This is a genomic window from Chryseobacterium sp. GVT01B (assembly GCF_019970045.1).
Classification (GTDB): Bacteria; Bacteroidota; Bacteroidia; order Flavobacteriales; family Weeksellaceae; genus Chryseobacterium.
The window spans coordinates 206325-219619 of sequence record NZ_JAHXYI010000001.1; the positions used below are offsets into that span (position 1 = coordinate 206325).

Annotated in this window: 18 protein-coding genes; 6 read left to right on the top strand and 12 right to left on the bottom strand. The window is 36.8% G+C overall.

What is annotated here, in order from left to right; all coding sequences use genetic code 11:
- Nucleotides 1-37: 37 nt before the first annotated feature.
- From LC457_RS00985 to LC457_RS01000, 4 genes are all read right to left on the bottom strand, one after another.
- On the bottom strand, nucleotides 38-904 hold the full coding sequence (locus tag LC457_RS00985) for an NAD kinase (RefSeq protein WP_223598230.1): 867 nt from the start codon (nucleotides 902-904) through the stop codon (nucleotides 38-40).
- A 1-nt stretch (nucleotide 905) separates the two neighbouring features.
- Complete coding sequence (locus tag LC457_RS00990; protein ID WP_047375984.1) at nucleotides 906-1559, bottom strand: CBS domain-containing protein; 654 nt, start codon at nucleotides 1557-1559, stop codon at nucleotides 906-908.
- A 187-nt stretch (nucleotides 1560-1746) separates the two neighbouring features.
- Nucleotides 1747-2277 (bottom strand): RNA methyltransferase, encoded by a 531-nt coding sequence (locus LC457_RS00995; RefSeq protein WP_223598231.1) that lies wholly within the window; start codon nucleotides 2275-2277, stop codon nucleotides 1747-1749.
- A gap of 5 nt (nucleotides 2278-2282) precedes the next feature.
- On the bottom strand, nucleotides 2283-2903 hold the full coding sequence (locus tag LC457_RS01000; RefSeq protein ID WP_223598232.1) for a toxin-antitoxin system YwqK family antitoxin: 621 nt from the start codon (nucleotides 2901-2903) through the stop codon (nucleotides 2283-2285).
- 55 nt (nucleotides 2904-2958) lie between these two features.
- On the opposite strand from LC457_RS01000, the gene LC457_RS01005 reads away from it, so the two are divergent.
- A complete protein-coding gene (locus LC457_RS01005; protein WP_223598233.1) occupies nucleotides 2959-3558 on the top strand; it encodes a hypothetical protein in 600 nt (199 codons plus the stop codon).
- 12 nt (nucleotides 3559-3570) lie between these two features.
- Here LC457_RS01005 and LC457_RS01010 read toward each other — a convergent pair whose 3' ends face one another.
- Complete coding sequence (locus LC457_RS01010; protein ID WP_223598234.1) at nucleotides 3571-4467, bottom strand: bestrophin family protein; 897 nt, start codon at nucleotides 4465-4467, stop codon at nucleotides 3571-3573.
- 228 nt (nucleotides 4468-4695) lie between these two features.
- Here LC457_RS01010 and LC457_RS01015 point away from each other — a divergent pair, with 228 nt between their 5' ends.
- Complete coding sequence (locus LC457_RS01015; RefSeq protein WP_223598235.1) at nucleotides 4696-5574, top strand: cupin-like domain-containing protein; 879 nt, start codon at nucleotides 4696-4698, stop codon at nucleotides 5572-5574.
- Nucleotides 5575-5756: 182 nt separating this feature from the next.
- Here the strand turns inward: LC457_RS01015 and LC457_RS01020 are convergent, their stop codons facing one another.
- Entirely contained in the window at nucleotides 5757-6287 is a 531-nt protein-coding gene (locus LC457_RS01020; protein ID WP_223598236.1) for a GNAT family N-acetyltransferase, read from the bottom strand.
- 126 nt (nucleotides 6288-6413) lie between these two features.
- On the opposite strand from LC457_RS01020, the gene mutS reads away from it, so the two are divergent.
- Nucleotides 6414-9008 (top strand): DNA mismatch repair protein MutS, encoded by a 2595-nt coding sequence (gene mutS, locus LC457_RS01025; RefSeq protein ID WP_223598237.1) that lies wholly within the window; start codon nucleotides 6414-6416, stop codon nucleotides 9006-9008.
- Nucleotides 9009-9043: 35 nt separating this feature from the next.
- On the opposite strand, the gene LC457_RS01030 is transcribed toward mutS, so the two are convergent.
- The 4 genes from LC457_RS01030 to LC457_RS01045 form a co-directional block, all read right to left on the bottom strand.
- On the bottom strand, nucleotides 9044-9202 hold the full coding sequence (locus LC457_RS01030) for a hypothetical protein (RefSeq protein WP_223598238.1): 159 nt from the start codon (nucleotides 9200-9202) through the stop codon (nucleotides 9044-9046).
- Nucleotides 9203-9232: 30 nt separating this feature from the next.
- Nucleotides 9233-9400, bottom strand: a complete 168-nt coding sequence (locus tag LC457_RS01035; RefSeq protein ID WP_223598239.1) for a hypothetical protein — start codon at nucleotides 9398-9400, stop codon at nucleotides 9233-9235.
- Between the two features lie 183 nt (nucleotides 9401-9583).
- Nucleotides 9584-9739, bottom strand: coding sequence for a hypothetical protein (locus LC457_RS01040; protein WP_223598240.1), 156 nt, complete (start codon nucleotides 9737-9739; stop codon nucleotides 9584-9586).
- 39 nt (nucleotides 9740-9778) lie between these two features.
- Complete coding sequence (locus LC457_RS01045; RefSeq protein ID WP_223598241.1) at nucleotides 9779-9940, bottom strand: hypothetical protein; 162 nt, start codon at nucleotides 9938-9940, stop codon at nucleotides 9779-9781.
- Nucleotides 9941-10090: 150 nt separating this feature from the next.
- Between LC457_RS01045 and LC457_RS01050 the strand changes: the two genes are divergently transcribed.
- The 3 genes from LC457_RS01050 to LC457_RS01060 all read left to right on the top strand — a co-directional run bounded on the left by LC457_RS01050 (nucleotide 10091) and on the right by LC457_RS01060 (nucleotide 11715).
- Complete coding sequence (locus LC457_RS01050; protein WP_223598242.1) at nucleotides 10091-10579, top strand: TlpA disulfide reductase family protein; 489 nt, start codon at nucleotides 10091-10093, stop codon at nucleotides 10577-10579.
- A 10-nt stretch (nucleotides 10580-10589) separates the two neighbouring features.
- Nucleotides 10590-11243, top strand: a complete 654-nt coding sequence (locus tag LC457_RS01055; RefSeq protein WP_223598243.1) for a thioredoxin family protein — start codon at nucleotides 10590-10592, stop codon at nucleotides 11241-11243.
- A 70-nt stretch (nucleotides 11244-11313) separates the two neighbouring features.
- On the top strand, nucleotides 11314-11715 hold the full coding sequence (locus LC457_RS01060) for a DUF2809 domain-containing protein (protein WP_223598244.1): 402 nt from the start codon (nucleotides 11314-11316) through the stop codon (nucleotides 11713-11715).
- Between the two features lie 24 nt (nucleotides 11716-11739).
- On the opposite strand, the gene LC457_RS01065 is transcribed toward LC457_RS01060, so the two are convergent.
- On the bottom strand, nucleotides 11740-12660 hold the full coding sequence (locus tag LC457_RS01065; protein ID WP_223598245.1) for a YARHG domain-containing protein: 921 nt from the start codon (nucleotides 12658-12660) through the stop codon (nucleotides 11740-11742).
- Nucleotides 12657-13295, bottom strand: a complete 639-nt coding sequence (locus LC457_RS01070; protein WP_223598246.1) for a DUF2306 domain-containing protein — start codon at nucleotides 13293-13295, stop codon at nucleotides 12657-12659. Before LC457_RS01070 ends, LC457_RS01065 begins: the two co-directional genes overlap by 4 nt.

Below are 13295 nucleotides of genomic sequence, written 5' to 3' on the forward strand. Positions count from 1 at the left end.
TTAATTTCGTGTAAAGGTAATCATTTTTAAGAAATCACTAATTTCTTTTATCTCTTCCCCAAAGTAGCTTCTGACGGATCGTCTCATAGAAACTCAAACTGTTGGGCTGTACCAGAAGAAGCTGGAATGCAGCCTTTTTGATGATAATTTCCTTATCGGTTTCTATGTGGATCAGTCGGGAGTCCAGAGAAAGGGAATATTGAGGGACACGACTTTCCACCCTGAATTTTATTTCTACTTTGTCATTGACCACTAAAGGTCTCACATTCAGATTGTGAGGCGCAATTGGAGTGATGACAAAATTTTCGTTGTTTGGAGAAATGATGGGCCCGCCACAGCTCAAGGAGTAAGCGGTAGAACCTGTAGGAGTTGATATAATAACACCGTCACCCCAGAATACATTCAAAAATTCATTATTGATATAAGAATCTACTGTAATCATTGAGGTGGTTTCTTTTCTGGAAACGGTAACGTCGTTCAGGGCATAAGGGAAAGACCCTTCAAGCTTTGGAGAAACAACTTCAATTACCGATCGGCGGCTTGTTTTTACATTTCCTTTTAAGATGGAATCCAGTTCCTTAAAGGCTTCTTCTTTCGTGAAAAAAGCTAAAAATCCCAGTCTTCCGGTATTCACTCCTACAACAGGAATTTCAAGATCTTCAATGAATGTTAAAGAATTTACAATGGTTCCGTCTCCACCGAAAGTGAAAAACAAATCGACTTCCTTATCCAGAAGATCCTGCTTACAGTTGAAGGTTTCGAAAATTTTTGAGAACTGAAGTGCTTCAGCCATTTCATCGTACAGAACAGATTTTACATCTCTGGCTTCAAGTTCAGAGATAAACTTGCTTAAATATAAAAAAGTATCAAGATCTTTTTTCTGAGAATATATGGCTGCCTTCATGTTATATTTCTATGAATTTTTGTAAAAAACCAAATCGGTCTTTAAACAGATCGGATTTCTCATCAGAATAGTATTTCTCAACAATTCTGTAGTCATACCGGTCAAAAGTTGAGTCTATCGAGGCCAGATTTTCATTGCTGATCTTTATGGTGATTTGAACCACTTCTTCAGACATAAAGCTTATAAACCCTCCATAAAACTTCGAGTTGTTGCTTTCTACGATATTGGTAATTTCCGTCATGGAATATTTTCTGGCAGGAGTTTCTACAGTAAGAATGGCACCTGTTTCTGAAAATAAAGGATAACGGGAAAGGTCCTGGAAAACATCTTCACAGGTAATATACCCAAGATATTTTTCATTTTTATTAATCACCGGGATCACATTGCTGCTGAAGGTATAAAACAGACGGATGCTGTCCATAATATTGCTGTCCTCCAGGATGGCAAACCGCTCAATCTGATGCTCAAGGTCCTTCAAAGTCCCGCCATCTTCCTCATACAGAAAATCCATTGCAAGGGCTCCGTAGAAGTGGTGGGATTTTTTGATGAAAACATGAGAATATCCAAAATCTTCCAACATATTTCTGGCCGACTCTATGGAGTCAGACAGGCTAAAACATGGAAAGTCTTTTGAGATATAGTCCTTGATAAACATTGTGCTAATTTATAAAAAATTAAATGAAACTTTTTCTGAAAACCCGACTTTTTTTAAGCTGAAACAAAAAAAATGCCATCAAAATTTGATTGTAAAGAAAAATAAAGTACCTTTGTCGCCTTTCATTTTTACTTTTTATTAGATTTATTTCAAACTGCACTGTCTACTAAGGACATATGCAGTTTTTTTATTTTAACGCTTTAGCAAATTCCCACATCACAATTCCCGCGCACACACTTACATTAAGAGAATGCTTGGTTCCAAGCTGTGGAATTTCTAAAAACACATCAATATTTGGGAGCACATCATCACTGATTCCTTCCACTTCGTTTCCTAAGATCAAGGCATATTTTTTCGATCTGTCAATCGTAAAATCGGTAATAAGCTGGCTGCCGGTAGTCTGCTCAATCCCAATGATTTCGTATCCTTTGCTCTTCAGGTCAGAAATCGCTGTATTGGTTTCTGCTTCATGAGACCAGTCAACACTTTCTGTTGCTCCCAATGCCGCTTTATGAATCTCACGGTGGGGTGGCTGCGGTGTGATCCCGCAAAGGATTATTTTTTCAATTAAAAAGGCATCTGCTGTTCTGAAGGCTGCACCTACATTGTGCATACTTCTGATATTATCTAAAATGATGACCAACGGAATCTTTTCAACCTTCTTAAATGTTTCTACATCTATTCTGTTAAGTTCTTCCAGTTTTAGTTTCTGTACCAATTGTATTATTTTGTTGAGATTAATTTTCCGTCTTGATAGACCTCTGTTTTTTCTATGCTTCCGTCTTCACGGTAATGAACTCTGTTGCCGTTTCTCTTGTCGTTGGCAAGCTCAGTTTCACGTTGTAACTTTCCTGATGGATAAAATGCTTTCCATTTTCCGGTCGCAAGGCCGTTGTCATACTGGCCGATGTCTTTCACTGATTTTCCATCTTCATGGAAGGTTTTGCTTTCTCCCTGTAATTTATTGAATTTATAATTCGAAACTTCAGTTATTTTACCGGCTGGAGAATAAAAAGTAGCCGTGAGACTGTTATCATAAACATTCTTTTCTCCGTTTCTGAAGGCCTCTCTAGAAGTAAGCACTCCGTTTTTATCAAAATAGGACCATTCTTTTATTTTGAATCCTTTCTTATATTCTCCTTTAGACTGTATTTTTCCGTTGTCATAATAAAAAACAGCATCCCCGTCCAGCTTTCCTTTTTCCCATTCTACCATGTTTTTTACCTGCCCGTTGTCATAGAATTCTTTGCAGGATCCCTCCTGTAATCCGTTTTTATATCCACATGGTTTCTGCGCCATAATCATGACAGAAGTGGAAAAAAACAATAGAAACATGTACTTCATAGCTATTTTTATTTCAAAAATAGTAAAATACTTATATTTGACTCAAAAATATACTATGAAAAAATTATTCACCTTATTCATATTAATATGGGGATTTATCTATCTGGAGGCACAAAACACCTATTATCCTCAGGCTTTTTTTGATAAAAAATTAGCCAGAGACATGCTGGGATTCGGGAATTCTACCATTGAAGGCGTTGCTTCCACCAAACAAAAAAACAATTGGGGCATCAAGCCATTGCTTGGAGAAAAACATTATGCACCGAAAGGAACTGTTATCATGCTTTTTCCTGTAACGCCTTATTTCGAGGAATTTTATGACATGAGAAGGAAGTATGAAAACAAAAAGACAACAGTGTATATGTCCGAAGAAGCTTTTAAATATAGAGTGGAAGCTTTAACGGATGATCACGGCAGGTTTAAATTCGAAAAACTGAAGCCAGGTAAGTATTATCTTGAAACGATCGTAAATTTTACAGCAACGGCAAGTTATCAGCAGCAGACAGGAACTTCAGATGCTTATAACGGTTATGGAGCTTATATGTATTCAACACCGATATACAGTACGTTTTTCTACGGATATTCTGCAGCCAACAGAGAAAGCAAGTTTGTAGAGATAAAACAGGACGGCGAACTCAAAGAAATCAAGCTTTAAGAGCTTGATTTCTTATTTTCTGATCATAATCTGATGCACATTCTTCTCAATATTCTGCGCTAAAGTCTCCATAGGAATATCATTTTCATCATTGTTGAAAGGATCTTCAATTTCTTCCGCAATCAGCTCAAGACTCATTAAAACATAATAGACGAAAACGGTAAGCGGAATCATGAAAAGACCAATAGTGATCACATAAGCAATAGGCAGTGCAAAAACGTACAGGATAATAAATTTTTTGATGAAAGAAGAATATGAATAAGGGATCGGAGTGTTTTTGATTCTCTCACAGCCTCCGCATACATCAAGAAATCCTGAAAGCTGAGTGTCTAAATACAGCATTTCAATTTCTGAGATTTTACCTTCTTTTTTTAATAAGTTCAATTTATGGGTTAGCAGAATAACAATTTCACTAGGGCCATGGTTTTTTAATGAACTTTCTATTTCAGAATAATCTTCATCCAACGCCAATCTTGTAGATTCTTTGGAAAGATGTTTGGCTAAAAAGTGAGGAAAATATTTTAAATATCTTGCAATCTGCTCAGCATCCTGACGGTTGTCACCAAGAATAGTATTGATTTTTACAGCAAAATTTCTTGTGTCATTGACCAATTTTCCCCAAAGTTTTCGGCCTTCCCACCATCTGTCATAAGCCGTATTGGTTCTGAAAACCAATAAAAGCGAAAGTACAAAACCTAACAGAGAGTGAATCATTCCCACGTTACTGATTCCTGATTTTGAGGTAAGGTGCAGATATTCCACTTCCAGATACTGAATTCCCCAGGAATAAAGTCCTATAAGAACCATGCTTGGAAAAAGAATCTTCAGTGTATCACTTTTGTGTAAACTGAAAAGGATTTTAAGGAAATGTTTGGTATTGTAGACTCTCATAAATTCACTTGTTACCACAAATATAAATTTTTCATCTGAGCTCTGCTAATAAAGCAAGGAAGTCTGAAGCTGGGAGAGAGACGGTATTGAAGCCGAAGAATGGGACTAAGTTTTTCATAAAAAGATTTTTATGGAACAATGTATAGACGTTTGCAAACAACAAATCTTAACTTCCATCACTTTTAATCTTAATTTTCTCAGGTTTCAAAAAAACACTATTTTTATTTCGCATTAAATACAAAATACATGATCCTCGAAAACGTAGATATTGTAAATGATATCAGTAAAGAAGATTTTCAGAAAAATTATTTTAAAAAGCAAAAACCTCTTTTAATCAAGAATTTTGCCAGCAGATGGGATGCTTTTGACAAATGGAATCTGGCTTACATCCGGGAAAAGGCGGGAGATCAGGAAGTTCCGTTGTATGATAATAAGCCCGCAGATGCTGCCAAAAGTTCTGACGCTCCGGTAGCCCAAATGAAAATGAAGGAGTATATTGATACCATAAAAAGTAAGCCTTCGGATCTTCGTATCTTTTTCTATATCATTACAGACAGACTTCCTGAGCTGCTGAAAAACTTTACATATCCGGATTTGGGAATGAAATTTTTTAAGAGACTTCCAACATTATTCTTCGGGGGAAGTGATGCCCATGTTTTAATGCATTATGATGTGGATTTGGGCGATTTTATGCATATCCATTTTGAAGGAAAGAAAAGAATCCTGTTATTTGACCAGAAACAGTCTCCTTTTTTATATAAAGTACCTTTGTCTGTTCATACTGTTTACGAGGTCGACTACGAAAATCCGGATTACGAAAAATTTCCGGCACTGAAATATGCTAAAGGATACGAAATTTTTATGGAGCATGGCGATGCTCTCTTTATTCCAGGGGCTTTCTGGCACTTCAACAGATATCTGGAACCAGGTTTTTCTCTTTCACTGAGAGCCCTTCCCAATAAACCCAATGTTTTTGCCAGTATGCTGTATCATGTCTTCATTATGAGGTACACGGATAAACTTATGCGAAAACTTTTCAAAGCTAAATGGGTAGATTACAAACAGAAATGGGCCTACAAGAAAAGTTCAGATGCTTTGGAAAAACATCTTAGACCTGAAAGATAAAAATTACCATTTAGATAATTTTAACGCAAGGACGCAAGTTTTGGTTGATTGCTGATAAAAGTTCGCAAGGGTGTTTCACTCAGCGAAGACATGTCGCCAATTGCTAAGTGAAACACCCTTGCGGACCGAAATAAGAAGAGCCAATATCAATTGGCTTTGCATTTTAGCGTTAGATTTTGGATTTATTTATTAATCAGCCCGAAGATGGTTGCGTCTACGAATTTTCCTTTTTCAAAAAAATAATCTTTCAACGTTCCTTCTTTGTTGAAGTTTAAAGAAGTTAACAGCCTTTCGGAAGAAATATTGGAAGGATCTATGAAAGCATCCACACGGTGAAGCCTCATGGTTTCAAATCCGAAAGTCAGGATGGGAAGAATAGCTTCTTTCATATAAGACTGCTGCCAGAATTTTGGATTGAGCTCATAGCCGATTTCAGCTCTGAAATGTTCTCTGTACCAGTTGTGATAACCACAGGTGCCGATCACTTTCTTCTCAGATTTCAGTTCCAGTGCCCATCGGAATCCTTTCCCTTTTTCAAACTCATTGTTAAAATGTTGAATAATGTGCCGGGAGTCCTCTTCTGTTTTGAAGGTTTCCAGATCATAATATTCCATGACTTCATCCAGAGAAAAGTACTCGAACAGGTCTTGGGTATCATTGAAAGTGAGCTGACGTAGAATAAGCCTTTCAGTCTCTAAAACAGGAAATTCCATGAATGATGTGATTTGATGGGTGAAAAGTACGATTAATTACTGATAAAGAAAAGTATAGAAGATTAACCCCTAAACAATTCTCTTACCCTGAATTTATTTTTCTAAATTTGGGGCTCATTTTTTACTATGGCAAAAGCAGCGAAGAAAGAAACCCCATTAATGACACAGTACAATACCATCAAGGCGAAATATCCTGATGCGCTATTATTATTCAGGGTTGGGGATTTTTATGAAACTTTTGGACAGGATGCTGTCAGAACTTCTCAGATTCTGGGTATTGTGCTTACCAAAAGAGCTAATGGTGAAGGGCATATAGAGCTTGCCGGATTTCCTCATCACTCTGTAGATTCTTATCTTCCAAAATTGGTAAGGGCAGGTATGAGAGTAGCGATCTGTGATCAGCTGGAAGATCCTAAAATGGTGAAGGGTATTGTGAAACGTGGTGTTACTGAGTTGGTTACGCCTGGAGTTACCTTTAACGACCAGGTTTTAAATTCAAAAAAGAACAATTTCCTGCTTTCTTTACACAAAGAAAAAGAGAAATATGGAATCGCTTTAGTGGATATCTCTACAGGAGAGTTTCTGGTAAGTGAAGGAAATCTGGAAAAGTTGCTGCACATTGTCAATACTTTTGATCCCAGTGAGATTATTTACCAGAGAAGTGTACAGATTCCGGAGCAGATTAAAAATAGAAGTGCCTTTAAACTGGAAGATTGGGCTTTCCAATATAATTTTGCCTACGAAAAATTAACGAATCACTTCAAAACCAATTCATTAAAAGGGTTTGGTGTAGAAAACCTTCCGCTGGCCATTACGGCAGCAGGAGCTATTTTTGCGTATCTGGTGGAAGATACCCATCATAATCTGCTGGCCCATATTACAAAGCTTCAGATCATTCCACAGGAAGATTATCTGATGATGGATAATTTTACCCTGAGAAACCTTGAAATTGTTTATCCAAGCAATCCACAGGGAAAATCTCTGCTGGATATCATTGATAAAACTTCCACTCCGATGGGAGGAAGGCTTTTGAGAAGAAGAATCATTCTTCCCTTAAAGTCAGTGGACGAGATTATGAGAAGACTTTCTCTGATTGATTTCCTAAACGAAAATGATCATCTGAAATATGAGATCTGCCAGCTTCTGAAATCGATTTCTGACCTTGACCGATTAATGGGAAAACTGGCGGCAGAAAAAATTTCACCTAAAGAACTGGGGTATCTTCGTCAAAGTTTAATTAATATCCATAAAATCAAAGCATTATTGCATCCTCATGCGGATGTGCTGGCGTGGCTGGAGCCATTGTTTGATCTTGAAGAATTGATTAAGTTTCTGCAGAATCATCTTAATGAAGAACTTCCGGTAAGCATTGCCAAAGGAAATATCATTAAAGAAGGTGTTTCTGAAGAGCTTGACAGATTGAGAAATCTACAGAATAAAGGACGTGGATTCCTGGATGAAATGTGCCAGCGGGAAATTGAAAGAACAGGTATTACAAGCCTTAAAATTGATTTTAATAACGTTTTTGGGTATTATATTGAAGTCCGGAATACACATAAAGATAAAGTTCCGGATGATTGGGTAAGAAAGCAGACTTTGGTGAATGCTGAAAGATATATTACCGAAGAATTAAAGGAATACGAAAGTCAGATCCTTGGTGCCGAAGAAAAAATAGGCGTTCTGGAAAATTCGCTGTACAGAAACTTATGTGCGGAAACGATGGTTTATATTGACCAGATCCAGGGAAACTCCAATATCATTGCCCAGCTTGATGTGGCTGCAGGATTGTCTGAACTGGCTGTTGCTGAAAGTTATACAAGACCTGTTTTGAATGATGGGTTTGCTATTGATTTAAAAGAAGCCAGACACCCGATTATTGAGAATGCACTTCCGCTGGGTGAAAAGTATATTCCGAATGATATCTTCCTGGATAAAGATTCCCAGCAGATTATTATGGTGACAGGACCGAACATGGCTGGTAAATCCGCCATTCTGCGTCAGACGGCTATTGTATGCCTGTTGGCTCAGATCGGAAGTTTTGTGCCTGCAAAACACGCTGAGATCGGGATGTTGGATAAAATCTTTACAAGGGTAGGAGCTACAGATAATATCTCTGCAGGTGAATCAACTTTCATGGTAGAAATGAACGAGGCAGCGAATATTTTGAACAATATTTCAGAGCGTAGCCTTATTTTGCTGGACGAAATTGGTCGTGGAACATCCACTTATGACGGGGTTTCTATTGCATGGGCAATTGCAGAATACCTTCATCAGCATCCTACACAATCCAAGACTTTGTTTGCTACGCATTATCATGAACTGAATGAAATGACTGTCAATTTTGAAAGGGTGAAAAACTTCCACGTTTCTATCCAGGAAAATAAAGGAAACATCATTTTCCTGAGAAAACTGGTTCCTGGTGGAAGTGAGCATAGTTTCGGTATTCATGTGGCAAAACTGGCGGGAATGCCTGCCAAAGTGGTTAACAGAGCAAATGAAATTCTTAAAACCCTTGAAGCGAGCAGGACTCAGGGAACCGGAGGTACTTCTGAGAGTATCAAAAGAGTGACAGAGGAAAATATGCAGCTCTCTTTCTTTCAGCTGGATGATCCTGTTTTGGAAAATATCCGTGAGGAGTTGACGAAAATAGATATTAATACATTGACACCTATTGAAGCTTTAATGAAACTGAATGCAATAAAAAAAATGATTGGAGGGTAATCCAATCATTTTTTTTAATAATGTTAAAAGTTTGATTAGCAGCAATAGCCGTCTTTACCTCTTGGGCCGATAATAAGGAAGTGACTTACTCCTCTTAGTTTACATAGACCTTCTGCGCAGGCTGATACACTTCCGTTGATTTCTTTAAGCTCAGCTTTGGTGAGTCTTCTTGTGTTGAGGTTTGAATTTTTCATATTTTCCCTGTTTACATGGTATAAACTTGGTTAACAGCAAAATCCATCCTGCATCCCGGGAACTCCGGAGCGCTCTTCTCCGGTATGGGGATCTGTACAGCTTATCACTCTTGGACAGATAGGTCTGTTGACTCCTCCGCTGATCTCTTTAAGCTCACTCTTACTAAGCTTTCTTTTTTGATTCTTTGAATTTTTCATAATAATTTTAATTTGGTAAAAGCTAATTTACACTTTATTTTTATTGATTCAAAATATTGTTATTCAAATTGTTAAGTTGTATTTTTTATAATGTCTTTCTTTCCTTTGAGGAAGCATTGTTCAATAAAAAAGATTGAGGGGCTGCCTCAATCCTTTTTTATTTATCTAATAAGTTTGCTGATATTAGCAGCAGTACCCATTCTTGTCGCCAGCGCCAAGCTGCCATTCTTCAAATTCTCCCATACGGCAGAATCCATCAAAGCATAATCTTCCGCTTCCTTTAATATCTTTCAATTCACTTTTTGTCAATTTTCTTTTTTGAACGTTTGATTTTTTCATGATAATTTAGTTTGATTAGTTTTTAGTAATAATGTTTGATTAACAGCAGAAACCATCTTTTCCTACAAGACCTGGAGTCATTTCACCGGAGTCAGGCATCATGCAGAACCCTCGCAGGCATCGTGGAGGAAGTGCTCCACCATTAATTTCCTTTAATTGGCTTTTAGTAAGCTTTCTCTTTTGAGTGTTTGAATTTTTCATGGTATTTTTAGTTTTGATTCTGAGCTAATTTACATTTTATTTTTATTAATTCAACAGTTGGTGAAAGAATATTGTGCAATAAATAGAATTCTTAACAAATTTTAACAAGTTGATTCTCATTGAGAAAGAATGCATTTATTAATTTTGAATATGAAGAATTTAATAAAGATACTAGCTGTATTTATATTTTGTACGGTTTTTAAAGCTCAGCAGACCGAAGTTTCTGTGATAAAATATGAAGATCTGGAAAAGCGGATCCAGCAGGAAAAAAATAAATTATTGGTTGTCAATTTTTGGTCAACCACCTGTGGCCCATGTGTAAAAGAGCTTCCTCATTTTATGGAAGTGAATGCTGAGTTTGAGGATAATCAGAAATTTAAAATGATCTTAGTTTCACTGGACGGGCTTGCAGATAAGGAAAGGGTATTGAAATTCATTAAAAATAAAAACCTTACTGCTGAAGTTCTTTTGCTGGATGATATCAAAAGAATGAATACCTGGATTCCAAAGTTTGAAAAAGAATGGGATGGGAATATTCCTATAACGCTGTTCTATAAAAACGGAGCAAAAATTCATTTTAATGACGGTGAAATGAGCAAGGAAGACCTTGAAAAAACAATTAAAGAAAACCTACAATAAATAATCGATTATGAAAAACCTGAAAATTTTAATGACCGCATTCATCGTTGGACTCGGATTGCTGAGCTTTACAACGACGGATCATGATAGAAACAAAACCCAGAAAGAGAATATTTCTGCAAAAGGCTATGAGGTAGGAGATGAAGCTGCTGATTTTAAGCTTAAAAATATTGATGGGAAAATGGTTTCCCTGAGTGATTTTAAAAGTGCCAAAGGGTTCATTGTAGTATTTACCTGCAACCATTGTCCTTACGCCAAGAAATACGAAGACAGGATTATTGAGCTGGATAAAAAATATAAATCTCAGGGATATCCCGTCATTGCAATCAATCCAAATGATCCAAATGTACAGCCGGAAGACGGCTATCAGCAGATGATTGAAAGAGCAAAGCAGAAAGGATTTACTTTCCCATATCTGGTAGATGAAGGGCAGAAAATTTATCCGCAATATGGGGCTACAAAGACACCTCACGTGTTTGTGCTGAAGAAAGAAAACGGGAAGAATATCGTGAAATACATTGGTGCTATCGACAATAATTACGATAACCCGAATGATGTATCCGAATATTACGCTCAGGATGCCGTAAATGCCCTGATAAAAGGTGAACCGGTGAAAATGACAAAAACTGTAGCCATCGGATGTACAATTAAAGTAAAGAAATAATATATTTGCTCTTAAAAATAAAATCGGTGTTCCTTGAATACCGATTTTTTATGCCTAATTCCCTTTTGAAATGAAATTACAATTCAGCCTGAAATATCTTCTTCTAACCATATTTATTTTTCTGGTGGAAGTATTAATTGCCACCAAATTAAGTGGTGTTTTCTTCGTAAGAGCTTATCTCGGGGATGTTATTGTGGTGATGCTTCTGTATACTTTTGTGAAAAGTTTTGTAAAAGTAAATGACCAGAAACTGATTCTGGGAATTCTGATTTTTTCATTTCTGGTAGAGTTTGCCCAGTATTTCAATATTGCAGAAAAATTAGGCTTCCGCCCTGGAAGCCTGATGTATATTGTGATCGGAAATTCTTTCTCCTGGATTGATAATCTGTGTTACGCTGTAGGCTGCCTGTTGCTCTATCTTTTCGTAAAGATGACAAAAAGTGAAAACTTAACCTCAACTCCTAATCCCTAACGCCTGCAACCTGCCACCTATTACTTATCTCCCAAAACTGTCATACTTATCCTCTGCATACTTGGTAAAGCGGTTCAATAAAGCAACATTTTCCTTTTCCATAGGAGAAAGATCATTGTCTACATTGCTGGAAACAGGAATGTACCAGTCTGTTTGTTCAAAGAAATTTCTGTAGGTTTCTTTTTTGAAAGAATAGCCATGTCTTGCAAATACAGAATTTTTGATGATCTCAAGATCAAGTTTTCTTAAGTTTTTAAGATCCTTTTCCGTCAGTTTCTGCTTAGAGGCATTCAGTTTGAATATCGCCTCTGAAGCAATACGGTTTTTAGATGTTTTATAGCTTTCTGTCTTTCCGGTTTCTTCATCCGTGTACTTTTCTGTAAACTCCTTAGGATTGGACCAGTCTACCAGATCAGAATCTTTATTCAACATAAAATTAGGATTGTAAACAAACTCTTTTTTAGTCAGTTTAAGTGTTTTTGAAGGTGCTTTAACGCTTGTTTTATCAAATGCGTTCCATTTTCCGGTTAAGCTGTCTCCCTTCAGTTTTACTTCAAATCTTCCGTCTGTTTTGTCATTGCCAGGTTCATCCAGTATAAAAGACGCTGAAGCCTCATTGAAAACTCCTCTGAATGGACGCTGATTGCCATTCACAATACTTTGTCCGTAAACGCTGTCTTTGGTAATTCTGTTGATCTTTAAAGAAATTCTTTTGTAATTATCGACATCATATTCCGAGCCATCTGTTTCGTCAACTATCTTTTCCATCCCGGCAAACTCACCGGTATAAATTCCGTAGTATTCTTTGTGAACTTCAGGAATAACTACAGAATCTTTCTTTGCGGTCAGGGAATCTTTCCCTGATTCATTGGCTTTTCCTTCTTTTTTACAGCTTGCTAAAGAAACTGCCATCAAAGAAATCAATGTGTAATTTACAATTTTCATATATGTTTTTTTGTGATTAAATATTCAATAATAAGGATATTGGGAATCCAGCCCAGCCATGCAATGATCTGATATACATCCATAGGATTGGGATGAAATAAATATACAATAATTACTTTCCACATTCTGAGGGTAATTGCAGACAGTGTAAAAGCAAAACTGCGCCACATCCATTGCTTGTGTTCTTTAAACTTTTTGTGTCTCGCCAGCTGATATGCTTTAAAAGTTGAAAACCACCATAAAAAGCCTAAAATGACAAACGACACCTTTGATAAAATACCTCCGTTGGCAAAGGTTCCCATATAAATTCCTGATGACGCCGCGAAAATCAGAATGAGAAAAATATACACTTTCCCCATATTCCGGTGGAAGTTTTTTAATCCAAAATTCCGTCTGAGAATGGACAGAAACCCTGAAAGAAGAACAAAGATACTTGTATAAACGTGAATATAGAAAAATGTGAGATATTCAGGTCTTTCTACCACTTCCGTCTGCTTAATCATCAGGAAACTGACTTCAGGATTAAAAGGAATATATTCTAAAGTAATTTTTAACATCAGCCAAAAGAAATACCAGAACCCTAAAACTAAAAGGATTTTAAAGAAAAAGGAACTACTTCTTTTGACTGATAGCAT